Here is a 25,905-nt window from a genome sequence, read left to right as displayed (position 1 = left end):
TCAGGCCGGCTTGCCGGTATAGGGCATCGAGGCGGTGAGGCCGCCATCGACCGGGATCGCCTGGCCGTTGACATAGGAGGCGTCGTCGCTGGCCAGAAACAGGCCCATCGCCGCGAGTTCGTGCGGCTGGCCGGCCCGCTTCAGGGGATTGAGTTGGCCGATCTTGCCGTCGGTGCCGCGCTGCCTGGCATTGTCGAAGATCGGCTTGGTCATGCCGGTTTCGATCAGGCCGGGGCAGACCGCATTGACGCGCACCCCGGTGCCGGACAGCGAGTAGGCGGTGGTTTGCACGAGGCTGATGACGCCGGCCTTGCTCGCCGCATAGGGATGGCCGCTGGCGCCGGCCTTCAGGCCCGCGACCGAGGCGGTGCAGACGATCGAGCCGGCCTTCTGGCTGATCATGTGCGGCATCGAATGCTTGATCGCGAGAAACGGCCCGATCAGATTGACGCGCAGCACCTCCTGCCATTGCTCCACGGTCTGCTCGGCCAGCGGCACCAGCCCGCCGCTGACGCCGGCATTGGCCCAGATCGCGTCGAGCCTGCCGTATTTCGAAACCGCCTTGTCGATGAAGGCCTTCACGTCGGCTTCCGAACCGGCATCCGCGACCACCGCCTCGACCGTACCGCCGGCGTCGCTGACGAGCCTGGCGGTTTCCTTCACGCCCTCGGCGCGGTCGACGATGACGAGCTTGGCGCCCTCGCTGGAGAACAGAACCGAGGCCGCGCGCCCGATGCCGCTGCCAGCGCCGGTGATGACGACGGATTTGCCCTCGAGGCGGCCCATGAGTGTCTCCCTGTCTGTTATTGTTTGTTTCGGTTCCGCGCCCCCGGCCTGCGGAATTCAAACAAGATTTCAAGCGCAAAGCACTCCGGCGATCAAAGTCACTTGAGGCCGGGTGTGCGTTAACGTAGGACACACAGTATTGAAGGGTCACCGCGATGTCCAATCCAGCCAAACCACATGACGCTTCGCACGCTGTTGCCGCCGGCGTGGTGGTGACTCGATGGTGGTGGGTGCGGCACGCGCCGGTCAGGGAAGACGGCGGCTGCATCTATGGGCAAGAGGACCTTGGCTGCGACACCAGCGATCGTGTGGTGTTCGACGCGGTCGGAAAAATTCTGCCGCGGGACGCGGTGTGGTACGCGAGCAGCCTGAAACGGACGCATCAGACAGCGGATGCGATTTGGGCGGCGGGATTCCCTAGGCCTGCTGCGATGCCGCACGAAGCGGCGTTCGCCGAGCAGCATCTCGGCGAGTGGCAGGGGCAGAACCGCGCGGCGTTCCTGGCGAGCCGTCCGTCCGGCAGCAACTGGTTTGCCGCGATCGACGAGCCGGCGCCCGGCGGCGAGAGCTTCATGGACCTCTACATCCGGGTCCGGCGCGGGATCGAGCGGATCACGGCCGAACATGCCGGCAAGGACATCATCGCGGTTGCGCATGGCGGAACGATCAAGGCGGCGATCGGGCTCGCCCTCGGCGGTCTGCCCGACAAGGGCCTTGCCTTCACCATCGACAATTGCTCGGTGACGCGGCTCGACCATCTCGCAAGTGCGGATCACAATGGCTGGCGGCTGCCGATGGTCAACCAGCAGCCATGGATCGCGGACGCCTCGCACAAGGCCATGCACCAGCCGGCGGGTCCGGAAGTCGCGCCGTCGCCGACCCAGCTGGCGTGAGGCCCCAATTATCGAAAACTGCGTGAGAAAAAATCAAAAGCCGGCCAAAGCGCCGGGTCAACATCGGGAGTGAGACATGAGCCTGTTCGATATGTCGGGAAAAGTCGCTGTCATCACCGGCTCCACCCGCGGCATTGGCCGCGCCATTGCCGAGCGGATGGCCGAGCATGGCGCCAAGGTCGTGATCTCCTCGCGCAAGCAGGATGTCTGCGACGCCGTCACCAAGGAGATCAATGACAAGTTCGGCAAGGGCACGGCGGTGGCGATCGCCGCCAACATTTCCAGCAAGGAGAACCTGCAGAACCTGGTCACCGAATCCAACCGGGCCTTCGGCAAGATCGACGTGCTGGTCTGCAACGCGGCGTCCAACCCCTACTACGGTCCGCTCGGCGGCATCTCCGACGAGCAGTTTCGAAAAATCCTGGACAACAACATCGTCGCCAACAACTGGCTGATCACCATGGTGGTTCCGCAGATGATCGAGCGGAAGGATGGTTCGATCGTGATCGTGTCGTCGATCGGCGGCCTGAAGGGCTCTACCGTGCTCGGCGCCTACGCCATCTCCAAGGCCGCCGACATGCAGCTCGCGCGCAACCTCGCCTGCGAATACGGCCAGCACAACATCCGGGTGAACTGCATCGCGCCCGGCCTGATCAAGACCGATTTCGCCAAAGCGCTATGGGACAATCCGGAGACGCTGAAGGCTTCGACCGCGCGTTCGCCGCTGCTGCGCATCGGCGTTCCCGACGAGATCGCGGGCGCTGCGGTACTGATGGGGTCGAAGGCGGGTGACTTCATGACCGGCCAGACCATCGTCATCGACGGCGGCGCAACGATCAGTTGAGAGGGGGCGGGACGGGGCGCATTTTCTACTCGCTGTCATCGTCCGCGAAGGCGGGCGATCCAGTAAACGCAGCCGTCTCGATTACAATCAATGTCACGGCGTACTGGATGCCCCGCTTTCGCGGGGCATGACAGCAAAGGGTATCGCGCGAACTCGGCTGTCCTCACTCCACCGCTGCGTACACCAGATTTCGCAGCATGTTGCGGATGTATTCGCGCTGGCCTGGGCCCTGCATCATGAACACGGCGAACATGTCCTCGGCGGGATCGATGAAGAAGAACGTGCCGGCCATCCCGCTCCAGAAGAACTGGCCTGTCGATCCCGGGAACGGCGCCATGCCCTGATGGGTGCGGACGGCGAAACCGAGGCCGAAGCCGTGGCCGGGGGGCATCAGCGGCGAGTCGACCTTGACGTTCGCGGAAAGGTGGTCGGACGCCATCAGTTGCAGCGTCTTGCGGCCGATGATCCTGACCCCGCCGAGCGCGCCGCCGCCGAGCAGCATCTGGCAGAACCGCGCGTAGTCCATGGTGGTCGAGACCAGCCCGCCGCCGCCGGACTCCATCACCGGCTGCTCCAGCATATTGAAGAGCTGGACCTTGTCGCCGTTCCAGGGATCGGTCGCAAAGGCCTCGGCAAGTCGCCCGGCGTTCGCCTCCGATGTGTGGAACGCCGTCTCCGTCATTTGCAGCGGCGCCAGGATGCGTTCGGTCAGGAAGACGCCAAGCGACTTGCCGGAGACGACCTCGATAATGCGGCCGAGGACGTCGGTGGAGCGGCTGTAATTCCATTCCGCGCCGGGCTGGCACATCAGCGGCATGCCGGCAATGATGGTGGCGTGCTCGGCGTTGCTGATCTTGCGGCTGCGCAGCCGCGACTGCTGGTAGAGCTGCTGGACGAGGCCGCTGCCGGTATGGTCGTAGGTCAGGCCCGAAGTGTGCCGCAACAGATCCTGGATCGTCATTGGTCGTTGCACCGGCACCAGTTCGAGCTTGCCGTTGTTCTCGACGCCGACCTTCTGGTCGGCGAACTCCGGGATGAACTTGGCGACCGCATCGCCCAGCACGAAGTGCCCGTCCTCGAGCAACATCATGATGCCGATGGAGACGATCGGCTTGGTCATCGAGAAGATGCGGAAGATGCTGTCATGCGCCATCGGCGTGGCGGTCGCCGGTCCCTGGCGGCCGATCGCGTCGAACCAGCCGATCTGGCCGCGCCGCGCCACCATGACGGTGGCGCCGGGCAGCGTTCCCTTGTCGACCTCGCGCTTGAAGGCGTCCGACACCCGCTGCAGCCGGACAGTCGAGAGCCCGATCGTCTCAGGCTTGGCGTGCGGCAGCGAAGGGGTCTGGGGGACGGAGGTCTGCCGGGCGGCGGTTTGCGCGTTCATGGTCTCTCCCGTTTGCTTTTTGTTGTTGGCGGCATGCGAAGTCTGGCGCAGAAGCCGTGCTTTGGATAGGGCGTAAAGCCGCTTGCCGCTTGCAAACCGGGCATGCCCTATGCTTGAAACGGCCCGAACCGGCCTGCGCACGCCGGTTCCCTGCAGGAGTGTAGCTCAATTGGTAGAGCACCGGTCTCCAAAACCGGGGGTCGCAGGTTCGAGCCCTGCCACTCCTGCCAGCTAATTCAAATACTTACGCCGATTGAGGGGGGCCGCCCTTTGGCGCTGTTCGTTTGGCGTCGCGGCAAGCCCGGCCATGTCCGCCGGTGGATGGACGGCGTGGGCCGGCTTTTCAACGCGCTTCGACCACGACCGATAATAGGCGACCGCCGTCATGATCGAGATGCCCGCGGCGCCGACCAGCAATTGGGCAACAATCCCGTTGGAGGTGGTTTCCAGGATAAAATAGCCGATGAACGACAGGTAGATTCCGACGGCAAAAACTTCGAGGGACTGCTGCCCGCATTTGATCAGCGGCCGCCAGATCGGGGCTTGTAGCGCCGGCGCATCGATCGGGATGAACCGCGCGGCGAGCGCGATCAGGACGGCCAGGTGCAGGAAGCGATACGGCGCCAGGTTGGTCTTGTCGTTGGGAGTAAAGGCCTCGTACAGAACCCGCGGAAACAACCTCTGCAGGTCGGGGATTAGCGCCGCCAGCGTCATGACGGCGGCGAACACCAGGTAAGCCAGCCCGAGGATGAGGAAGGTCCTTGAGCGCAGCAGGAAGTGCAGCGTATCGGCGCCGCCCATCGCCAGCCAGGCTCCCAGCACGAACAGAAGCTGCCACGCTAATGGATTGAAATACCACACCCCCGACGGATAGGACGGCAGGTTCCAATTGAATTGCCTTGCAAGGACATAGAGCAGCACCGATCCCAGCATGACCCAATTTCGGTGTCGCAGCATCAGCCACAGAACCGGCGGAAACGCGCCCATCAGGACGACGTACATCGGCAGCACGTCAAGGTTCAGCGGCTTGTATCTCAGCAGCAACGCCTGCGTGATCGCCTCGACCGGCGCGTTCAACAACAGGCGGACATTGAAGCGGTCGATAAGGTAGGGAGCGTTGAAATGATTCGACAGGAAATGGACGGAAGCCAGGTAGATCACGAGCAGCAAGACATGGGCCACATAGATTTGCCACACGCGCCGCAACAGCCGGGTTGTCCCAAAGACAAACCCGCCCTCCAGCATTCGCCGGCCAAAGACCAGCGCGGAGGTGTAGCCGGAAATGAACACGAACAGATCGGCGCCGTCGCTGAAGCCGTAGTTCCGGAACGAAAACCAGGCCAGTACGCTGGTGGAGACGTGGCCAAGGAACATCAGCCAGTTGGCGAGGCCCCGAAACAGGTCCAGCCGCAAATCCCGCTTCGACGGTGGAAGGGCAAGTTCGGCCCTCATTCTCAGCCCTATCTGATCGAGAGTCGGACGCCTCACAGCAGTTAAGTCCTGCCGCCTGGCCAAACGCGTTCCAGCTCGCCGTAAACCGCAAGATTATGGTGCAGACGCACGGGTTTGTTGAGCCAAGTCAAGTTATGGAACTCGCCGAGATACGCCGGTGAGGCAACGTCCCGCGCATGGGGTCCGCGGCGCAGGGCCGCAACGAACTGGCACCGCAACGAAACTTTCCGTGACATCCCGCCGTTGCAGCTCTGCGCCGGACGCGCGGCGCTTTCGCAACTGAGGAAAGAGCCCATGGGATTCTTGTGGCGGGTCCTGAAGGCCGCTGTATCCGGCTTCCTGGCCAACGATGCCCTGAGCCGCGGAGCTTCGATGGCCTTCTTCGCCGCGACGTCGCTGGCGCCGGTGCTGCTGATCGTCGTTGCCATCGCCGGCTTGGCGTTCGGGCAGGACACCGCGCGCGAAGCCATCAGCGCGGAACTCGGTCGCCTGCTGGGGCAGTCCGGCGGCGACTTCATCAAGTCTATTCTGGAACGATCGAGCGATCCCGCTTCAGGGGCCGCGGCGACGATCATCGGCGTCATCACCGTGCTGATCACGGCATCCGGCGTGTTCGGCGAGATGAGAACCGCCTTGAATGCCACATTCAAGGCCACCCCGGTCGAAGGGTCGATCTTCTCCATGATCAAAGCCCGCGCCGCCAGCCTTGGTCTCGTCGGTGCGCTCGGCTTCCTGCTGATCGTGTCTCTGGCCGCCAGCACCGGCTTGTCGGCGTTGGAAACCTGGTCTGCCGGCAAGGCCGTGCTGAGCGTTCTCAACATCGTGGTGTCTCTAGCGATCTTCACGCTGTTGTTCGCAGCGATATACCGGGTCTTGCCTGATGCCACGATCCGTTGGCGCCATCTTGTTCTAGGCGCATTTGTCACCGCATTGCTGTTCACCGTGGGCAAATCCTTGATTGGATGGTACCTCGGGCAGGCCGCCCCAAGTTCAGCTTACGGCGCGGCGGGCGCGCTCATCGTACTCATGTTCTGGATGTACTATTCCGCGCAGATATTCCTGTTCGGCGCCGAATTGACCAAAGCAATTGATGACGAGCACGCTTCCGCCGCTCATGAACAAACCTCCGGAACAAATCAACCGTCGCAGAGTTCGTTTAGAGAACACCAACTCGCAGGGCGGCGAATCCAATGACACAATCCCTAGACGCGCTGAAACGGAACTCGGAAAACAGCCGGGCGCAGCTTACTGCTACCGTAGACCGGTTGAAGGAGCAGATCACTGATACCGCCGAAGACCTCCGTTACAAGGTATCTGCTGAAGGCATCAAGGCCGAGGTTTCGGAGTTCATCAGCCACAAGACGCAGGGTTGGCTGGGTTCTCTTAAGGAACAGGCCATGGCTAATCCGATGCAGGCGATCGCCGTCGGAACCGCGATTGCCGTTCCCGTGATGAGGCTGGCGCGTGGATTTCCACTCCCGCTTTTGATGATCGGAGCTGGTCTCGCTCTCACTTCAAAGACCGTCCGCAGCCGCGCCGCTGAAATGGCCGCGCCCGCCGTGGAAAAGGTGCAGGACGTCATGGACGAAACCGCGGGGCACGCTCATTCACTTGCGTCCGGTATGCGGCAGGCAATTCATTCGGCGGAGAGCCGGGGGACGGATTTGGCGGGCGAGGCTGCGGATATTGCGGCCGACCTCAAGGATCGTGCCATGCGAGTGACCCATGACGTGACAGATAACCTGATATCTGGCATGGACGCCGCTTCCGCGAAGGCCAAAGAAGCGGTGGAGCGTGCGCGTGCGTCGGCTGTGCAGGCCGCGAACACTGCGCCCGCAGCCGCAGCCCGGGTCATCCGAGACAACGCGGCCTTGGTCGGTGGGCTGGGCGTGGCGATAGGCGTTATCCTCGCAGCTTCGCTCCCAAGAACGCGAGCAGAAGCTGAAGTTCTGGGCGGCGCCAGTGATCAGGTCAAGCAGGCCGCCACGACGGCTGCTCAATCAGGCCTGGCGATGGCAAAAGATCGGGTTCTTTCGGCTGCGGATGCGGCTACGCAAAGTTTTTCCAATGCAGAACTCGGTGAGCCGTCCAGGCGTCTCGCGGGTGACATGACCCAAAGGCTGAAAGAAGTAGCCGATGACGTTGTAACAACGGCGTTTGAACCTTCCCGTACATCATCTAGCTGAAAGAGACAGCCATGAGCGATTTCGACACCTCCACACGAAACGTCAAGTCTTCGCCGAACTCGAATGCTCAGAATGCAAAGACCGCTGGTTTGAAAAGCCAGGCGGTCGATGCGGGGGCCGATCTGAAACAGCGCGCTGCTGATTTGGTGCAGACATCGACCGACGCCGCCCGGGACAAGCTCAAGGATGCAGCTGACGCAGCGAAGGATGTGGCCTCTAGTGCCGCTGACAAGCTTCAGGATCAGGCGCGCGAGCAACAACGTAACGGGGCGGATTTCGTCGGCCGGCTTGCCGACAATATACGCGAAGCGGCGCGTGCTTTCGAAAACGATGTGCCTATCGCTGCGCGTAGCATCAGCTCGGCCGCAGGCTATGTTGACGTAGCCGCAGAAAAGATCCGCAATGGGAGTGTGCGTGATCTTCTGGATGGCGCGACTGACTTTGCAAGGCGTCAGCCGGCAGCATTTCTAGGTTTGTCGGTGCTCGCCGGTTTTGCCGCAGTGCGCTTCCTGAAGGCGTCTGCAAGGCCGTCCTCGACGAACGTGGCGGGAATGAGCTCCGCTCAACCCGAGTACGGGCGGACGTCACCTCAGGGGGGCGGCGCATCTTCATCCGCCTACCGCGCCCAAAACTCGTCTTTTGCGGGTCGGACGCCATGACGACGAAGACCGACCTCCGAACGATCTCCACTTTACTTGGCGATGCTTTTTCTCAGTTCGCCAAGCTGTTTCAGAACGAGGTGGACCTGGCGAAAGCTGAGGTTAGCGCGAAAGTGCAGCAAATCGGTGTGGCGGTGGGACTTTTCGCCGCTGGCGCGATCCTGGTCATCCCCGCGATTGTCATGGCCCTGATGGCCGTTTCGGCGGCGCTGATCGCCTCGGGTTGGTCGCAGCCGATGTCCTACCTGATGTCGGCCGTCGGCGCCGGCATCCTGGCTGCGATCTTGTTCCTGGTTGGCATGAGCCGATTGGACGCACGCAATCTGGCGCCGCGCGAAACGCTGAGTCAGTTGGAAAAAGACAAGGAAACCGTGAAAGGGATGGTGCGATGAGCGGAACCCAAGACAGCTTTTTCGAGGGGCTCACCACGGCTGTTCGTGATAATCCGCTGGCTGCGGCTTTGATCGGAGGCGGTGCACTCTGGCTGTTGATCCGAAGCGACAGTTTCAAGAGCGCGGCGGGGTCGGTCGCCGCCGCTGCCGCACCAGTCGGCGAGATGGGTGCTCGCGGTGGGCGGGCCGTCGCCGCAGCCATGGAAGACGGTTACGAGTCCGTGCGTGACCGAACCTTGCGGATGCAGGAGGAAGCTTCTCGGCGCATGGGTGACACCATCAAGGGCGCCAGAAGCACGACCTCCGATGCGCTGGCGGGCGCCATGGGGACAATCAACGAGCATTTTGACGACGGAGTTACGGGCGCGAGACAGGTATTTGACCGGATAGGGCGGGCTTTGCCCAGTAAAGATACGTTCATGCAGGCTCAGTCATCGCTTGCGGACCTGTTCGAGAGGCAGCCTTTGGTCCTTGGCGCCGTGGGCCTGGCGATCGGCGCTTCCGTGGCCGGCGCCGTTGCCAAGTCTGATCTTGAAGACGAGTGGGTGGGAGGGTTAAGCGATAGTGTGAAAGCAGACCTCGGCGCCCGTGCCTCGGCGGTATCAGAACGGGTGGGGGAAGCGGTCGATGGCCTTAAAGCCGATCTCGGCGGAGCCGGGGGAGACTACGTTGATCGACTTCAGCAAGCCGGTCGCAACGCGGTGAACGCCGCCCAGGCTAAGGTAAGTTCCTGAGCCATCGCAGTCAGAAATACACTATTATATCAAACGGTTGTCCCTGTTGCTTGCCGCTTAGCTGAAGAAAGCGGTCAGTAGGGCCATGTCCGATCTGGCCGGCGGCTCCCCGCGCAGGTCCGCATCGATGACCCGCCGACATGCATCAACAGTGATGGTGTCGCCGAGGTCGTTTGCCGCGTCGAGAACGGTCCAGGCCGTCTCGCCGGCTAGTCTTTCCTGATCTTGGCTTGTCAGTGCCATGGCGGTCTCGCTCGAAGATTGGACCCGCACAGCCTATCCGCGAGCCTTTAAAATCCAGATCGCACTTCGGGGAGGATTTGAGGCGGGGCGCTATCGGTTTGTTAACCATCGCCTTTCCGCGCCGCTGCGAAGAACTGTCAAAAAGACCGGCCCGGGGCCTCCCGCGCCCATACCTTGACCTTTGGCCGCACTGGCAGTAGATACCCGCCACCTGCTGCCGGCCCGTTAATGCGGATATCCGGCGCGGCTTCAAAATCCCCCGAACAATCGAGCCTGCTGTGCGGCTCATCCTTCGAGAGAGGGCTGGGCGCTGGAAAGCTGTTCGGATTCGCCGTAAATCGATTGCTGGCCTCAAAAAAGGACGCGGATACAAGACGATGGCTTTCAGCCCGTTCAAATTCCTGCAGGAAGTCCGCTCGGAGACCGCAAAGGTCACCTGGCCGACGCGCCGCGAGACGATGATCACCACGATCATGGTGTTCGTGATGGTCGCGCTGGCATCGGTATTCTTCTTCGCCGCGGATATGGTCATCCGCTACCTCGTCACGTTTCTGCTGGGCGTTCGCTGATGAGCACCGGGATCCAAGCGATGGACAAGCGCTGGTACATCGTTCACGCCTATTCCAACTTCGAGAAGAAGGTCGCGGAATCGATCCGCGAGCAGGCCAAGCAGCGCGGCCTGGAGGAATTGTTCGAGCAGGTGCTGGTGCCGACCGAAAAGGTCACCGAGATTCGCCGCGGCCGCAAGATCGACGCCGAGCGCAAGTTTTTCCCGGGCTACGTTCTGGTGAAGATGAAGCTGACCGACGAGGCGTTTCACCTCATCAAGAACACGCCCAAGGTGACCGGATTCCTTGGCGCTGAAAACAAGCCGATGCCGATCTCGGAATCCGAGGCGATGCGAATCCTGCACCAGGTGCAGGAAGGCGTCGAGCGCCCGAAGGCTTCGGTGTCGTTCGAAATCGGCGAGAACGTCCGCGTGGCCGATGGTCCGTTCGCGTCGTTCTCCGGCGTCGTTGAAGAAATCGACGAAGCGCGTTCGCGCGTGAAGGTCGCGGTGTCGATCTTCGGCCGTGCCACGCCCGTCGAACTGGAATTCGGTCAGGTCGAGAAAGTCTGATCGATACCGTCATTGCCGGGCTTGACCCGGCAATCCATCTGCCTCGTGAAATGCTTTTGCGAACGGCGATGGATACCCGGGTCAAGCCCGGGCATGACGAGTAGAGGAAGCGGCGACGCTTCCGCAATGCCGTGGAAGGGGACTGACGGTCGCCAACCGTCATGCGAACCGCACCACGGTCCTGTGAAGCTTCCGGATCGTCCGGAGCAACATGAGGAGCGATAGATGGCAAAGAAAGTGACCGGATACCTGAAATTGCAGGTGCCGGCCGGTGCGGCGAACCCTTCGCCCCCGATCGGTCCCGCGCTTGGTCAGCGCGGTCTCAACATCATGGAATTCTGCAAGGCGTTCAACGCGCAGACGCAGAAGGAAGAAAAGAACACCCCGATTCCGGTGGTGATCACGATCTACGCCGATCGTTCGTTCACCTTCGAGATGAAGACCCCCCCGATGTCCTTTTTCATCAAGAAGGCGGCCAAGCTGACGTCGGGCTCGAAGTTGCCGGGCCGTGACAAGGCCGGTGCGGTCACCAAGGCGCAGGTGCGCGAGATCGCCGAAGCAAAGATGAAGGATCTGAATTGCGACAGCATCGAAGCGGCCATGAAGATGGTCGAGGGCTCCGCCCGATCGATGGGCGTCGAGGTGGCGGGGTAACATCATGGCAATCGGAAAACGTTTGAAGAAGGCCCGCGAGGGCGTCGACCGCGAGAAACTCTATCCGCTCGCGGACGCCATCAAGATGGTCAAGGAACGCGCCAAGTCGAAGTTCGACGAGACGATCGAGATCGCGATCAACCTCGGCGTCGATCCGCGTCACGCCGACCAGATGGTTCGCGGCGTCGTCAACCTGCCGAACGGCACCGGCCGCACGCTGCGGGTCGGCGTGTTCGCCCGCGGAGCCAAGGCGGAAGAAGCCAAGGCCGCCGGTGCCGATGTCGTCGGCGCCGAAGACCTGGTCGAGAAAGTGCAGGGCGGTACGATCGACTTCGATCGCTGTATCGCCACCCCCGACATGATGCCGCTGGTCGGCCGCCTCGGTAAGGTGCTCGGTCCGCGCGGCATGATGCCCAACCCCAAGATCGGCACCGTGACAATGGATGTCACGACCGCCGTGAAGGGCGCCAAGGGCGGCTCGGTCGAGTTCCGCGTCGAGAAGGCCGGCATCGTGCAGGCCGGCATCGGCAAGGCGTCGTTCTCCGAAGAGAAGCTGGTGCAGAACGTCAAGGCGCTGGCCGATGCCGTCGCCAAGGCCAAGCCGGCCGGCTCCAAGGGCACCTACATCCAGCGCGTGGCGGTCTCCTCCACCATGGGCCCCGGCGTCAAGGTCGAGCCCGGCACGCTGCTCGGCTAGGTGATAGTGCCTGCGTGAATAGAGAAGGGCGGAATCGGGTGACCGGTTCCGCCTTTCGCGTTCCCGGGGGCTTGGCTGAATCGTCGCCCCGCCGGACGGCAAAGGAGCAAATATGCCCGAGAAGGTACTGATCTATTCCCGGTTTCCAAAAGCCCAGATGGTGCGCTTTGGCGAACGCTTCGAACTCCTCAACGCCGCCGGCCAGGCGCCCGACGCGGTGTTTTCGTCGCAACAGCTTGCCGGCGTTCGCGCCATGGTCACCGCAGGTGCGACGCCGCTCGGGGGCGAAGCGATGGACCTGATGCCTGATCTCGGCGTCATCGTCTGCTACGGCACCGGATATGACGGCGTCGATCTCGCCGCGGCGTCCAAGCGCGGGATTGCGGTCGGCCACAGTCCGGGCGCGAACGCAGCCTCGGTCGCGGATATCGCAGTCACCTTGATGCTGGCAACGACGCGGCGGCTCCTGGTGGCGGACGACTATGTGCGAAGCGGCAATTGGGCGGCGGCGAAACCGTCGCCGATGATGCGCCCGCAGCCGGGCATGCTCGGGCGCAGGATTGGCGTCTATGGCATGGGCGAGATCGGCCGCAAAATCGCGGCGCGTGTCGCCGCCTTCGAGACCGAGGTCGGCTATTTCAGCCGCAGCCGGCACGACGTGCCCTATCGATATTTTCCGACGCTGGAGGCGCTGACTGAGTGGTGCAGCGTCCTGATGGTCGCGGTGCGGGCGGGGGCGGATACCAACCACGCCGTGGACGCCGACATCCTGCGCAAACTCGGCAAGGACGGTCACGTCGTCAACATCTCGCGCGGCTCCGTGATCGACCAGAAGGCCCTGGTCGCGGCGCTGGCCGACCAGACCATCGCCGGCGCCGGCCTCGACGTGTACGAGAAGGAACCGCACGCGCCGGATGCGCTGACCGCGCTGCCCAATGTCGTGCTGTCCCCGCACATCGGCGGCCATACGCTGGAATCGCATGTGGCAATGCAGGACTGCGTGATCGCCAATCTGGAGGCGTTCTTCGCCGGAAAGCCGCTGCCTTACGAGGTGAAACTCGGCTGATCGAGCCCCCAGCGTCAGCGGTACCCCGCAGCGCCCGGGCTCAAAATCGCGAAAACAACCCCATGCAAAGGAGAGCCGATCCTAGACCAGGGCGTGCCATCGGAAATCGCTAAATCGCGGAAATCCGCGCGACGTCGCCGGCCAAAGAAAGTTCGGTACCAATCTGGACCTAAATCCGGGGAAGGGTTGGCAACTGGTCTGAATTTTGCCCTTGGCAAGCCGGATGAGACTCGTTAAAGAGCGGTTTCCGGGCGTGCTGGCGGTTGCTGGCGCGTCCGTGCTCGCATTCCGAAAATCCGATACGGTAGGAGATCATTCCTTTCAGGACATCCGCTTTGGATTGCTCGAAAGGAAGGAAAGCCTATCGCCCGGTGGAATGCGGCAGGGGTCTTTCGGCTTGCCGGATGGCCTCGATCCTGTCCGAGACTGCAGGCGCCTGCGAAGAAGTTTTCGTTTCTTCAAGGGCTTAATTCACTGCCTGCATAGACGGGTGAAGACCGGATTTCGCCTGGACGCCGCGCTTCGCGGCGCGATGGCTGATTTGGTTCGAACCTCGACACCCCGCGCCATCTGGTTCGGGAGGGCAGGCTTTTCAGATGTCGTCCTGCCCGGCGTGTCCTTGAGACTGGTGTCTAGAGGTCAGGTTTTGGGCGAGACGATGGGTGCAACCCGGCGGTCTCGCTTCCAGCGAAGGCCGCCAACCGGAGAGAGCTTGCTGTGGAAAGAGCGGCAAAAAAGGACGCGGTTGAGGCGCTGAACGAGGTCTTCAAGACCACCAGCGTCGCGGTCGTCGCCCACTATTCCGGCCTCACCGTGGCCCAGATGCAGAAGCTGCGCATGCAGATGAAGCAGGCGGGCGCCTCGGTAAAGGTCTCGAAGAACCGTCTCGCCAAGATTGCTCTTGAAGGCACGGATGTCGTTGCCATCGGCTCCCTGTTGAAGGGACCGACCGTGATCGCGACTTCAAACGATCCGGTAGCGGCGCCGAAGGTTGCCATCGAATTCGCCAAGACGAACGAGCAGTTCGTGATTCTCGGCGGGTCGATGGGTAAGACCGTCCTGGATGTGAACGGCGTGAAGGCGCTTGCCTCATTGCCGTCGCTGGACGAACTGCGCGGCAAGATCGTCGGCCTGCTGGTGGCACCGGCGACCAAGATCGCCCAGCTCTCCACTGCGCCCGCAGCCAAGCTCGCGCGCGTCATCCAGGCCTATGCCTCAAAGAGCGAAGCGGCCTGACCCTTCGCAAATCAAACCTGGTTCGAATCAAACGTTTAAGGGAACTGATCAATGGCTGACCTACAGAAAATCGTCGACGACCTCTCGAGCCTGACGGTGCTCGAAGCTGCCGAGCTTGCCAAGCTGCTCGAAGAAAAGTGGGGCGTCTCGGCCGCTGCCGCGGTTGCGGTCGCGGGTCCCGCGGGTGGGGGCGCCGCTGCTGCACCGGCCGAAGAGAAGACCGAGTTCACGGTCATGCTCACCGCCGCCGGCGAAAAGAAGATCGAAGTCATCAAGGAAGTCCGCGCCATCACCGGGCTGGGCCTCAAGGAAGCCAAGGATCTCGTCGAAGGCGCCCCCAAGGCAGTCAAGGAAGGCGTGAACAAGGACGAGGCCGACAAGATCAAGGCGCAGCTCGAAAAGGCCGGCGCCAAGGTCGAGTTGAAGTAAGGCTACACAGGAACGTGTGGGGATTCGCGGGGTTGGCCCCTCGAATCTCCACGATCGCCTTCTCATATCGGGATGGCAGCAGGAAAACGCGGTAGGCGACGGGGACAGCAGGTTCCTGACGTAAGCCGTTGGGAGACAGTCAAATTTCGGGCTTTTTCAGTCCGTGAAGCGAAGGTTGTGACGGGCGGGGTGCAGTCAAGCGCCGCGCGCGTCGTTTTGCGTTTCTGAGGGCGGAGAACGGGTTTGGGAAATAATTCCTGAAGCTGGGCTTTGTTCCTTTCGAGCGATCCGAAATTCAACCCGGGGGCGACGGAAGTCGCGCTTCGGAAGCTTCGCCTGTCAGGGCGACGAAAATGAGAGGCCACGATGGCGCAGCAGACATTCACCGGTCGCAAACGCGTTCGCAAGTTCTTCGGACACATCAAGGAAGTCGCGGAGATGCCGAACCTGATCGAGGTTCAGAAGGCGTCCTATGACCAGTTCCTGATGGTCGACGAACCGCAAGGCGGCCGGCTGGATGAGGGCCTGCAGGCGGTGTTCCGTTCGGTATTCCCGATCTCTGACTTCTCGGGCACCTCGATGCTGGAGTTCGTCCGCTACGAATTCGAGCCGCCGAAATACGACGTCGACGAGTGCCGCCAGCGCGGCATGACCTACGCTGCCCCGCTGAAGGTGACGCTGCGCCTGATCGTGTTCGATATCGACGAGGAAACCGGCGCCAAGTCGGTGAAGGACATCAAGGAGCAGGACGTCTACATGGGCGATATCCCGCTCATGACCATGAACGGCACCTTCGTCGTCAACGGCACCGAGCGCGTGATCGTTTCGCAGATGCACCGTTCGCCCGGCGTGTTCTTCGACCACGACAAGGGCAAGACCCATTCGTCCGGCAAGCTGTTGTTTGCCGCCCGCGTGATTCCGTATCGCGGCTCCTGGCTCGACATCGAGTTCGACGCCAAGGACATCGTGTTCGCGCGCATCGACCGCCGCCGCAAGATCCCCGTGACCTCGCTGATGTACGCCCTTGGCCTCGACGGCGAGACCATCCTGTCCACCTTCTACAAGAAGATCAGCTACAAGCGGGCCAAGGACGGCTGGCGCGTGCCGTTCGACGCGATGCGTTTCCGCGGCTACAGCACCATCAACGATCTGATCGACGCCGATTCCGGCAAGGTCGTACTCGAGGCGGGCAAGAAACTGACCGTGCGCAGCGCGCGCCAGCTGCAGGAAAAGGGACTGAAGGCACTGCGCCTGTCGGATGAAGAACTGATCGGCAACTATCTCGCCGAGGATCTCGTCAATCCGAAGACCGGTGAAATCTACGCCGAAGCCGGCGAGGAACTGACCGAGAAGTCGCTGAAGGCGCTCAACGAGCAAGGTTACAAGGAACTGCCGTTGCTCGATATCGACCACGTCAATGTCGGCGCCTACATCCGCAACACCCTGCATGCCGACAAGAACCTGACCCGCGAGGACGCGCTGTTCGACATCTATCGCGTGATGCGTCCGGGCGAGCCGCCGACCATCGACTCCGCCCAGACCATGTTCCAGTCGCTGTTCTTCGACTCCGAGCGCTACGACCTGTCCGCGGTCGGCCGCGTCAAGATGAACATGCGCCTTGAGCTCGACGCTCCCGATACCCACCGCACGCTGCGCAAGGAAGACATCCTGGCCGTCATCAAGACCCTGGTCGATCTGCGCGACGGCAAGGGCGAGATCGACGACATCGACCATCTCGGCAACCGCCGTGTGCGTTCGGTCGGCGAATTGATGGAGAACCAGTACCGCATCGGCCTCTTGCGCATGGAACGCGCGATCAAGGAGCGGATGTCCAGCGTCGATATCGACACCGTGATGCCGCAGGACCTGATCAACGCCAAGCCGGCGGCCGCCGCCGTGCGCGAGTTCTTCGGCTCATCGCAGCTGTCGCAGTTCATGGACCAGACCAATCCGCTGTCGGAAATCACCCACAAGCGCCGTCTCTCGGCGCTTGGACCGGGCGGCCTGACCCGCGAACGCGCCGGCTTCGAGGTGCGCGACGTGCATCCGACGCATTACGGCCGCATCTGCCCGATCGAAACGCCGGAAGGCCCGAACATCGGTCTGATCAACTCGCTGGCGACGTTTGCGCGCGTCAACAAGTATGGCTTCGTCGAGACGCCCTATCGCAAGGTCAAGGACGGCCGCGTTACCGACGAGGTCGTATACCTTTCCGCAATGGAGGAGGGGCGCTATCGCGTCGCGCAGGCCAACGTGCCGCTCGACGCCAAGGGCCGCTTCACCGAAGACCTGATCGTCTGCCGCCACGCCGGCGAGGTGCTGCCGATCACGCCCGACAAGGTCGATTACATGGACGTGTCGCCGAAGCAGCTGGTTTCGGTCGCCGCCGCCCTGATCCCGTTCCTGGAGAACGACGACGCCAACCGGGCGCTGATGGGCTCGAACATGCAGCGCCAGGCGGTGCCGCTGGTTCGTGCCGAGGCGCCGTTCGTCGGCACCGGCATGGAAGGCGTGGTGGCCCGCGACTCCGGTGCGGCGATCGCCGCCCGTCGCTCCGGCGTGATCGACCAGATCGACGCCACCCGTATCGTGATCCGCGCCACCGAGGATCTCGATCCGACCAAGTCGGGCGTCGATATCTACCGGCTGATGAAGTACCAGCGCTCCAACCAGTCGACCTGCATCAACCAGCGCCCGCTGGTCAAGGTCGGCGATATCGTCCGCAAGGGCGACATCATCGCCGACGGCCCCTCGACCGATCTCGGCGAGCTCGCGCTCGGCCGCAACGTGCTGGTCGCGTTCATGCCCTGGAACGGCTACAACTTCGAAGATTCGATCCTGCTCTCGGAGCGGATCGTGAAGGACGACGTCTTCACCTCGATTCACATCGAGGAGTTCGAGGTGATGGCGCGCGACACCAAGCTCGGACCCGAGGAAATCACCCGCGACATTCCGAACGTCTCCGAGGAAGCGCTCAAGAACCTCGACGAAGCCGGCATTGTCTATATCGGCGCCGAAGTCCGCGCCGGCGACATCCTGGTCGGAAAGATCACGCCAAAGGGCGAAAGCCCGATGACGCCGGAAGAAAAGCTGCTGCGCGCCATCTTCGGTGAAAAGGCCTCCGACGTCCGCGATACGTCGCTGCGCGTGCCTCCGGGCGTGCAGGGCACGATCGTGGAAGTTCGGGTCTTCAACCGCCACGGCGTCGACAAGGACGAGCGCGCGCTGGCGATCGAGCGGGAAGAGATCGAGCGCCTGGCCAAGGACCGCGACGACGAACAGGCGATCCTCGACCGCAACGTCTATGGCCGTCTCTCGGAGCTGCTGGAGAATCGCCAGGGCATCGCCGGCCCGAAGGGCTTCAAGAAGGACACCAAGATCACGCGCGCCGTGCTCGAGGAGCATCCGAAGTCGCAGTGGTGGCTGTTCGCTTCGCCCAACGACAAGCTGATGAGCGAAATCGAGGCGATGCGGAAGCAGTACGACGAATCGAAGAAGGGCCTTGAACAGCGCTTCCTCGACAAGGTCGAGAAGCTGCAGCGCGGCGACGAACTGCCGCCCGGCGTGATGAAGATGGTCAAGGTCTTCGTCGCGGTGAAGCGCAAGATCCAACCCGGCGACAAGATGGCCGGCCGGCACGGCAACAAAGGCGTGGTGTCCAAGATCGTTCCGATCGAGGACATGCCGTTCCTCGAGGACGGCACCCATGCCGATATCGTGCTCAATCCGCTCGGTGTTCCCTCGCGTATGAACGTCGGCCAGATTCTGGAGACGCATCTCGGCTGGGCTTGCGCCGGCCTCGGCAAGCGCATCGGCCAGACCATCGACGCATATTATCACAGGCAGGACCTCAAGCCGCTGCGCGAGACCCTGAAGAAGATCTATGGCGACGATGAAACCATCAAGACGCTGAACGAATCCGAGCTGGTTGAGCTCGGCAAGAACCTGAGCCACGGCGTTCCGATCGCCACACCGGTGTTCGACGGCGCCAAGGAAGCCGACATCGAGGAAATGCTGAAGCTCGCGGGCCTCGACGCCTCCGGGCAGTCGACCGTCTATGACGGCCGTACCGGCGACTCGTTCGATCGCAAGGTCACGGTCGGCTACATCTACATGCTCAAGCTGCACCATCTGGTCGACGACAAGATCCACGCGCGTTCGATCGGGCCGTACTCGCTCGTCACCCAGCAGCCGCTGGGCGGCAAGGCGCAGTTCGGCGGCCAGCGCTTCGGCGAAATGGAGGTGTGGGCGCTGGAGGCCTATGGCGCGGCCTACACGCTGCAGGAAATGCTGACCGTGAAGTCGGACGACGTCGCAGGCCGTACCAAGGTGTACGAGGCGATCGTGCGCGGCGACGACACGTTCGAGGCGGGTATCCCTGAATCGTTCAACGTGCTGGTCAAGGAAATGCGCTCGCTCGGCCTCAACGTCGACCTGCACAATTCCAAGATCGGTCCGGGGACGGCGTCAGAGGCGGCTGAGTAACGCAGACATTCCATGTCCGGCCGGAGCGCGAAGCCTGTCTTCGCGCAGACTGGCCGGGCATTCGCGCCCCTCTCGGACGTTGAGCAGGGACGCGCGCTAGATCGAGAGTTTCGAATTTGCTGCCGGTGACGATCGGCACGCGAGGAGAAGACGATGAACCAAGAAATTATGAATCTCTTCAATCCGACGACCCCGGCCCAGGTCTTCGACCAGATCCGGATTTCAATTGCGTCCCCGGAGAAGATTCTGTCCTGGTCCTACGGCGAGATCAAGAAGCCGGAGACCATCAACTACCGGACCTTCAAGCCGGAGCGCGACGGCTTGTTCTGCGCCCGCATCTTCGGGCCGATCAAGGATTACGAATGCTTGTGCGGCAAGTACAAGCGGATGAAGTACAAGGGCATTATCTGCGAAAAGTGTTCGGTCGAAGTGACGCTTTCGCGCGTCCGGCGCGAGCGCATGGGTCACATCGAACTGGCCGCGCCGGTTGCCCACATCTGGTTCCTGAAGTCGCTGCCGTCCCGCATCGGCCTTCTGCTCGATATGACGCTGAAGGATCTCGAGCGGATCCTCTACTTTGAATACTACGTGGTGCTGGAGCCCGGACTGACCGCGCTGAAGGACCGTCAGCTGCTGTCGGAGGACGAGTACCTGAAGGCGCAGGACGAATACGGCCAGGACAGCTTTACCGCCATGATCGGCGCCGAAGCGATCCGCGAGCTGTTGAAGGGTCTTGAGCTTGAGAAACTCGAGATTTCGCTGCGCGCCGAGATGCACGAGACCGAGTCCGACATCAAGCACAAGAAGCTCGCCAAGCGCCTGAAGATCGTCGAGGCCTTCCGCTATTCCGGCAACAAGCCGGAATGGATGATCCTGACCGTGGTGCCGGTGATTCCGCCGGACCTGCGGCCGCTGGTGCCGCTCGACGGCGGTCGCTTCGCGACGTCGGATCTCAACGACCTCTACCGTCGCGTCATCAACCGCAACAATCGCCTGAAGCGGCTGATGGAATTGCGCGCGCCTGACATCATCATCCGCAACGAAAAGCGCATGCTGCAGGAGGCCGTCGACGCATTGTTCGACAACGGCCGCCGCGGCCGCGTCATCACCGGCGCCAACAAGCGTCCGCTGAAGTCGCTGGCCGACATGCTCAAGGGCAAGCAGGGCCGCTTCCGGCAGAATCTGCTCGGCAAGCGCGTCGACTATTCCGGCCGGTCGGTGATTGTGGTCGGCCCCGAACTGCGCCTGCACCAGTGCGGCCTGCCCAAGAAGATGGCGCTGGAGCTGTTCAAGCCGTTCATCTATTCGCGGCTCGACGCCAAGGGGCTCTCCACCACCGTAAAGCAGGCGAAGAAGCTGGTCGAAAAGGAACGTCCCGAGGTCTGGGACATCCTCGACGAGGTGATCCGCGAGCATCCGGTGCTGCTGAACCGGGCGCCGACGCTGCATCGTCTCGGCATCCAGGCGTTCGAGCCGGTGCTGATCGAAGGCAAGGCGATCCAGCTGCATCCGCTGGTTTGCGCGGCATTCAACGCCGACTTCGACGGCGACCAGATGGCGGTGCACGTGCCCCTGTCGCTGGAGGCCCAGCTCGAAGCGCGCGTGCTGATGATGTCGACCAACAACATCCTGCATCCGGCCAACGGCCAGCCGATCATCGTGCCGTCGCAGGACATCGTGCTCGGCCTGTATTATCTTTCGATCATGCGTGAAGGCCTGCCCGGCGAGGGCAAGATCTTCGGCGAGACAGCCGAGCTCGAGCACGCCCTGCATTCCAAGGTCATCCACCTCCACACCAAGATCAAGTACCGGTGGGACGGCATCGACGAGACCGGCAAGCGGGCCAGGCGCTGGATCGAAACCACCGCCGGTCGCGTCATGCTCGGCAACGTGCTGCCAAGCTCGGCGAAGATTCCGTTCGACATCATCAACAAGCTGATGACCAAGCGCGAAATCTCCAGCGTGATCGACCAGGTCTACCGTCACTGCGGCCAGAAGGAGACGGTGATCTTCTGCGACCGCATCATGGCGCTCGGCTTCTACAACGCGTTCAAGGCCGGCATTTCCTTCGGCAAGGACGACATGGTGGTTCCGCACAGCAAGTGGAAGATCGTCGACTCGACCCGTGCGCTGGCGAAGGATTTCGAGCAGCAGTACAATGACGGCCTGATCACCCATGGCGAGAAGTACAACAAGGTGGTCGACGCCTGGTCGAAGGCGACCGAAGAAATCGCCAAGGAGATGATGAAGGAAATCTCCTCGACCAAGAAGAACGCCAAGGGCGCCGACGCCGACATCAACTCGATCTACATGATGGCGCATTCGGGCGCGCGCGGTTCGCCGGCGCAGATGCGCCAGCTCGCCGGCATGCGCGGCCTGATGGCAAAGCCGTCGGGCGAGATCATCGAAACGCCGATTATTTCCAACTTCAAGGAAGGCCTTTCGGTGCTCGAGTACTTCAACTCGACCCACGGCGCCCGCAAGGGCCTGGCGGATACCGCGTTGAAGACCGCGAACTCCGGCTACCTGACCCGCCGTCTGGTCGACGTGGCGCAGGACTGCATCATCACGCAGGACGATTGCGGCACCAAGCTTGGCATCAAGATGCGCGCCATCATCGACGCCGGCACGGTCGTGGCCTCGCTGGCATCGCGCATTCTCGGCCGCACCGCGGGCGAGGATCTGCGCGATCCCGCGACCAGCAAGGTCGTGGTCAAGCGCGGCACGCTGATGGAGGAGACGCATGTCGACGCCATCCAGCAGGCCGGCATCCAGGAAGTGAAGATTCGCTCGGCCCTGACCTGCGAACTCGTCAATGGGATCTGCGGCAAGTGCTACGGTCGCGATCTCGCCCGCGGTACGCCGGTCAACCATGGCGAGGCGGTCGGCGTCATCGCCGCCCAGTCGATCGGTGAACCCGGCACGCAGCTGACGATGCGGACGTTCCACATCGGCGGCGCGGCGCAGATCAACGAGCAATCGTTCATCGAGTCGAATTTCGACGGCAAGGTGACGATCAAGAACAAGGCCATCTCCAAGAACAGCGAGGGTCATCTGATCGCGATGGTCCGCAACATGGTGGTCGCCATCACCGATTCCGATGGCGCCGAGCGTGCGACCCACCGCATCCAGTACGGCGCGCGGATGCATGTCGACGAAGGCGATACGGTCAAGCGCGGCCAGCGCATCGCCGAATGGGATCCCTATAGCCGTCCGGTTCTTACCGAAGTGGAAGGCACGATCGGGTTCGAGGATCTGGTCGAAGGCCAGTCGATCTCGGAAACGCTGGACGAATCCACCGGTATCGCCAAGCGCGTCGTGACCGACTGGCGGGCGTCGCGGGGCGGAGCGGACCTCCGACCGGCGATCGTCGTCAAGGGCAAGGACGGCAAGGTGCTGAAGCTGGCGCGTGGCGGCGATGCCCGCTACATGCTGTCGGTCGACGGCATCCTGTCGGTCGACGTCGGCGCCAAGGTCAAGGCGGGCGACATCCTGGCGCGTATCTCCACCGAAAGCGCCAAGACCCGCGACATCACCGGCGGTCTGCCGCGGGTGGCCGAGCTGTTCGAGGCCCGCAAGCCAAAGGACGCGGCGATCATCGCGGAAATCGCCGGCACGATCCGGTTCGGACGCGACTACAAGAACAAGCGCCGCATCTCGATCGAGCCGATGGACAAGACCGAGGAGACCAGGGAGTACCTGATCCCGAAGGGCAAGCACATCCATCTGCAGGACGGCGATATCGTCGAAAAGGGCGATTTCATCGTCGAGGGAAATCCGGCACCGCACGACATCCTGGCGATCAAGGGCATCGAGGAACTCGCGGCCTATCTGGTCAACGAAATCCAGGAGGTTTACCGGCTGCAGGGCGTGCTCATCAACGACAAGCACATCGAGGTGATCGTTCGTCAGATGCTGCAGAAGGTCGAGATCACCGACCAGGGCGAAACCGACATGATCTCGGGCGAACAGATCGACAAGATCGAGTTCGACGCGATCAACGTCAAGGCCAAGGAGGAGGGCAAGAAGCCCGCCACGGGAACGCCGGTATTGCTCGGCATCACCAAGGCGAGCCTGCAGACCCGCTCGTTCTTCTCGGCAGCGTCGTTCCAGGAGACGACCCGCGTGCTCACCGAAGCCGCCGTCAACGGCAAGGTGGACCCGCTCGAAGGCCTGAAGGAGAACGTCATTGTCGGCCGGCTGATCCCGGCGGGCACCGGCGCCTCGATGGCCAAGATCCGCGAAGTCGCGGTCAAGCGCGACAAGATGATCCTGGACGAGCGCGAGAAGCAGGCGGCGGCGATCGTGCCGACGGCGCCGGAAGCCGAGCCGCTGGCCCTGCCGCCGGCGGAATAGCGTTTACACCATTAAGGTTAGGAAAAAAGGCCGGCGCAAGCTGGCCTTTTTTGCTGTTGCGCTGCGAGAACCGGCTTTGTTCATCTTTCCTTCAGGGTGAAAAGCGCATTTGCTAGGATTGGTTTTGGACCCGGCGCTTTCCGGTACAGGAAGCGACGGATGGGGGGCGACGGAACCTATCATGCTGGATCTTGCAATCGTTGGCGGCGGGCCGGGCGGGCTGATGAGCGCCTGGTACCTGAAGAAGAAGCTCGGCGACCTCTGCCGCATCACCATTTACGAAGCTTCGGACCGGGTTGGCGGCAAGATACTGACTCGCAAGTTCGACTCCGCGCCCGCGATCTACGAGGCGGGTGTCGCCGAGATCTACGATTACTCGATGACAGGCCCGGATCCGCTGCGCGAGCTGATTCAGCATTTCGGCCTGCAGACGATTCCGATGGACGCCGAGCAGGTCCAGCTCGACGGCGAGTTGCTCGACGACGTGTCGGGCATGCGCCGCAAGTATGGGGCAAAGACCGCCGCCGCGATCGAGGCATTCCGCAAGCGCTGCGCCGGCCTGGTGTCGCCGATCGAGTATTACGAAGGCGTCGGCGCCCGCGACAACGAGCATCCCTGGGCCTACATCACCTGCGAGGAGCTGCTCGACAGGGAAGTCGACGATCCCACCGCCAAACGCTTCCTCAAGGTGATGGCGCGATCGGATATCGCCACCGAGAGCCACAACACCAACGGGCTCAATGCGCTGAAGAACTTCGTGATGGATGTCGATGGCTATATCGGCCTGTACTCGATCCAGAACGGCAACGAGCAACTGGTCGAGTGCCTTCGCTCCGAAGTCAATGCCGACATCCAGCTCAACCATCGGGTGCTCAAGGTCGGCAAGACCGACGCCGGCCGCTATCAGCTCAACATGATGAACGGAAAGGGTCCCGAAAAGCGGGATTTCGATCTCGTGCTGATGTGCCTGCCGCATTCCTGGCTCGCGACCATGCGCTGGGACGGCGAGGAACTGCGCAAGTCCATGGTCAAGCACGTCGCCTATTTCGACCGGCCGGCGCATTATCTGCGGGTCTCGATCCTGTTCGATGAGCCGTTCTGGGGCGAGAAGATACCAGGCGCCTGGTTCATGTCGGAGGCGTTCGGCGGCTGTTGCGTCTACAATGAAGGCGCGCGCCATGACGTCGGCAAGCACGGCGTGCTGAACTGGCTGATTGCCGGTTCCGATGCGCTGGCGTTTGCCAATCTTGACGACCAGGAACTGATCGACGCCGCGCTGAAGTCGCTGCCGGCTTCCCTCGGCAATGCCCGCGACCATTTCTTGGAAGGCAAGATTCACCGCTGGCTGTCGTCGGTCAACGCGCTGCCGGGCGGCATGCCGGTGCGCGACGTGATGACCAACCACCGCCCCGAGCCGAAGCAGCATCCCGGAATTGTGGTGGTCGGCGACTACCTGTTCGATTCGACCCTTAACGGGTTGCTCGATTCCTCCGATGCCGCCACCGATATCATTGTGACGGAAATGATGCGGCTTCGGCGCGCCCGCGCTCAACTGGACGGGGGCGTCTCCGACAGGATCGACCGCAGCTATTTCGACAATTATCGCGGGGTCGGGCCCTACAGCGATGTCTGGAACCAGTTTACCGCTCCCGATTATCTGACGGACTTGATCAAGATCGTCTGGAACAGGGCGCGTGGTTATAAATTGCTGGTAGCAGGTTCCGCCAGCGGCGAACTGGTCGGCGCGTTGCGTGAGCGCGGCATCGACGCCTGGGGGATCGAGAACAACCGGGCGATCCATGCGAGGACGCCGAAGGCGCTGAAGAAGTACAACAAGCTCGGTACCATCGTTGATATGCCGTTCAGGGACGGCGAATTCGATTTCGTGTTCGAGACCAGCCTGTGCCATGTCGCCGAAAAACAGGTCCCCCGCACGGTGCGCGAACTCAACCGGGTCATCAAGACGGGGCTGGTGTTCGGATCGGTGACGTCGGACATGGCGCCGGCCTTGATCGACCGATACGACCTGTTGCGCGGGGTCAGGAAGCTCGGCACCTGGTGGGAATGGTCGGAGTTGTTTTTTGGCAATGGATTCGACCTTTCGATGCACCGTCGGGATTGCACCGCCGCACTCTGGGAGGCGACACTGGCCGCCAACAAGGGGCCGGGGCATTGGTATGCCGACGCCGACAGCCTGCGCTATTCGTTCTTCGACAAGATCGAAGAGGAAGATTGAGGTCCGGACGGTTCTGACGACCGGCTGTTCCAATTGCCGAATTCGCCGCG

General features: G+C 62.4%; 21 protein-coding genes and 1 tRNA gene. 18 read left to right on the top strand and 4 right to left on the bottom strand.

Features of this window, described 5'->3' with window-relative positions; translation table 11 throughout:
• A complete protein-coding gene (locus tag Q0D31_RS02895) occupies window positions 1–786 on the bottom strand; it encodes an SDR family oxidoreductase (protein WP_291844464.1) in 786 nt (261 codons plus the stop codon).
• A gap of 155 nt (window positions 787–941) precedes the next feature.
• Between Q0D31_RS02895 and Q0D31_RS02890 the strand changes: the two genes are divergently transcribed.
• Complete coding sequence (locus tag Q0D31_RS02890) at window positions 942–1,679, top strand: histidine phosphatase family protein (protein ID WP_291844462.1); 738 nt, start codon at window positions 942–944, stop codon at window positions 1,677–1,679.
• A gap of 76 nt (window positions 1,680–1,755) precedes the next feature.
• On the top strand, window positions 1,756–2,523 hold the full coding sequence (locus tag Q0D31_RS02885) for an SDR family oxidoreductase (RefSeq protein ID WP_291844459.1): 768 nt from the start codon (window positions 1,756–1,758) through the stop codon (window positions 2,521–2,523).
• Between the two features lie 163 nt (window positions 2,524–2,686).
• Here Q0D31_RS02885 and Q0D31_RS02880 read toward each other — a convergent pair whose 3' ends face one another.
• Window positions 2,687–3,910: a serine hydrolase domain-containing protein gene (locus Q0D31_RS02880; RefSeq protein ID WP_291844457.1), complete on the bottom strand. Its 1,224-nt coding sequence runs from the start codon at window positions 3,908–3,910 to the stop codon at window positions 2,687–2,689.
• A gap of 154 nt (window positions 3,911–4,064) precedes the next feature.
• Between Q0D31_RS02880 and Q0D31_RS02875 the strand changes: the two genes are divergently transcribed.
• Window positions 4,065–4,140, top strand: a tRNA-Trp gene (locus Q0D31_RS02875).
• 1 nt (window position 4,141) lies between these two features.
• Here the strand turns inward: Q0D31_RS02875 and Q0D31_RS02870 are convergent.
• Window positions 4,142–5,362: an OpgC domain-containing protein gene (locus Q0D31_RS02870; protein ID WP_291844454.1), complete on the bottom strand. Its 1,221-nt coding sequence runs from the start codon at window positions 5,360–5,362 to the stop codon at window positions 4,142–4,144.
• Window positions 5,363–5,656: 294 nt separating this feature from the next.
• Between Q0D31_RS02870 and Q0D31_RS02865 the strand changes: the two genes are divergently transcribed.
• The 5 genes from Q0D31_RS02865 to Q0D31_RS02845 are packed head-to-tail and all read left to right on the top strand — an operon-like array spanning window position 5,657 to window position 9,333.
• The gene (locus tag Q0D31_RS02865) at window positions 5,657–6,556 is read left to right on the top strand and encodes a YihY/virulence factor BrkB family protein (RefSeq protein WP_291844450.1); all 900 of its coding nucleotides are present in this window, start codon (window positions 5,657–5,659) and stop codon (window positions 6,554–6,556) included.
• Window positions 6,553–7,548 carry a DUF3618 domain-containing protein gene (locus Q0D31_RS02860; RefSeq protein WP_291844447.1) on the top strand — a complete coding sequence of 332 codons (996 nt, stop codon included), beginning with the start codon at window positions 6,553–6,555 and terminating at the stop codon, window positions 7,546–7,548. The genes Q0D31_RS02865 and Q0D31_RS02860 overlap by 4 nt, the downstream gene beginning before the upstream one ends.
• An 11-nt stretch (window positions 7,549–7,559) precedes the next feature.
• Window positions 7,560–8,207 carry a hypothetical protein gene (locus Q0D31_RS02855; protein ID WP_291844444.1) on the top strand — a complete coding sequence of 216 codons (648 nt, stop codon included), beginning with the start codon at window positions 7,560–7,562 and terminating at the stop codon, window positions 8,205–8,207.
• Window positions 8,204–8,599, top strand: a complete 396-nt coding sequence (locus Q0D31_RS02850) for a phage holin family protein (RefSeq protein ID WP_291844441.1) — start codon at window positions 8,204–8,206, stop codon at window positions 8,597–8,599. Before Q0D31_RS02855 ends, Q0D31_RS02850 begins: the two co-directional genes overlap by 4 nt.
• Window positions 8,596–9,333: a hypothetical protein gene (locus tag Q0D31_RS02845; protein ID WP_291844439.1), complete on the top strand. Its 738-nt coding sequence runs from the start codon at window positions 8,596–8,598 to the stop codon at window positions 9,331–9,333. Before Q0D31_RS02850 ends, Q0D31_RS02845 begins: the two co-directional genes overlap by 4 nt.
• A gap of 57 nt (window positions 9,334–9,390) precedes the next feature.
• Here the strand turns inward: Q0D31_RS02845 and Q0D31_RS02840 are convergent, their stop codons facing one another.
• Window positions 9,391–9,576 carry a hypothetical protein gene (locus tag Q0D31_RS02840; protein ID WP_291844436.1) on the bottom strand — a complete coding sequence of 62 codons (186 nt, stop codon included), beginning with the start codon at window positions 9,574–9,576 and terminating at the stop codon, window positions 9,391–9,393.
• A gap of 377 nt (window positions 9,577–9,953) precedes the next feature.
• On the opposite strand from Q0D31_RS02840, the gene secE reads away from it, so the two are divergent.
• The 10 genes from secE (at window position 9,954) to Q0D31_RS02790 (ending at window position 25,855) form a co-directional block, all read left to right on the top strand.
• Window positions 9,954–10,145 carry a preprotein translocase subunit SecE gene (secE, locus tag Q0D31_RS02835; RefSeq protein ID WP_291844433.1) on the top strand — a complete coding sequence of 64 codons (192 nt, stop codon included), beginning with the start codon at window positions 9,954–9,956 and terminating at the stop codon, window positions 10,143–10,145.
• Between the two features lie 20 nt (window positions 10,146–10,165).
• Window positions 10,166–10,696, top strand: a complete 531-nt coding sequence (nusG, locus tag Q0D31_RS02830) for a transcription termination/antitermination protein NusG (RefSeq protein ID WP_291846713.1) — start codon at window positions 10,166–10,168, stop codon at window positions 10,694–10,696.
• Between the two features lie 225 nt (window positions 10,697–10,921).
• Entirely contained in the window at window positions 10,922–11,350 is a 429-nt protein-coding gene (gene rplK, locus Q0D31_RS02825; RefSeq protein ID WP_291844430.1) for a 50S ribosomal protein L11, read from the top strand.
• A gap of 4 nt (window positions 11,351–11,354) precedes the next feature.
• On the top strand, window positions 11,355–12,047 hold the full coding sequence (gene rplA / locus Q0D31_RS02820; protein WP_291844427.1) for a 50S ribosomal protein L1: 693 nt from the start codon (window positions 11,355–11,357) through the stop codon (window positions 12,045–12,047).
• Window positions 12,048–12,159: 112 nt separating this feature from the next.
• Window positions 12,160–13,113: a 2-hydroxyacid dehydrogenase gene (locus Q0D31_RS02815; RefSeq protein WP_291844423.1), complete on the top strand. Its 954-nt coding sequence runs from the start codon at window positions 12,160–12,162 to the stop codon at window positions 13,111–13,113.
• 717 nt (window positions 13,114–13,830) lie between these two features.
• Window positions 13,831–14,349: a 50S ribosomal protein L10 gene (rplJ, locus tag Q0D31_RS02810; RefSeq protein ID WP_291844421.1), complete on the top strand. Its 519-nt coding sequence runs from the start codon at window positions 13,831–13,833 to the stop codon at window positions 14,347–14,349.
• A 51-nt stretch (window positions 14,350–14,400) separates the two neighbouring features.
• A complete protein-coding gene (gene rplL / locus Q0D31_RS02805) occupies window positions 14,401–14,778 on the top strand; it encodes a 50S ribosomal protein L7/L12 (protein WP_291844417.1) in 378 nt (125 codons plus the stop codon).
• 366 nt (window positions 14,779–15,144) lie between these two features.
• Complete coding sequence (gene rpoB / locus Q0D31_RS02800) at window positions 15,145–19,263, top strand: DNA-directed RNA polymerase subunit beta (protein WP_291844412.1); 4,119 nt, start codon at window positions 15,145–15,147, stop codon at window positions 19,261–19,263.
• 153 nt (window positions 19,264–19,416) lie between these two features.
• Window positions 19,417–23,619, top strand: coding sequence for a DNA-directed RNA polymerase subunit beta' (gene rpoC, locus Q0D31_RS02795; RefSeq protein ID WP_291844409.1), 4,203 nt, complete (start codon window positions 19,417–19,419; stop codon window positions 23,617–23,619).
• Between the two features lie 181 nt (window positions 23,620–23,800).
• Complete coding sequence (locus Q0D31_RS02790; protein WP_291844406.1) at window positions 23,801–25,855, top strand: FAD-dependent oxidoreductase; 2,055 nt, start codon at window positions 23,801–23,803, stop codon at window positions 25,853–25,855.
• The last annotated feature ends 50 nt before the right edge of the window (window positions 25,856–25,905 follow it).

The organism is Bradyrhizobium sp. (assembly GCF_022844465.1).
In the GTDB taxonomy this organism is placed as follows: domain Bacteria; phylum Pseudomonadota; class Alphaproteobacteria; order Rhizobiales; family Xanthobacteraceae; genus Bradyrhizobium.
This window is presented reverse-complemented; position numbering and strand designations above follow the sequence as displayed.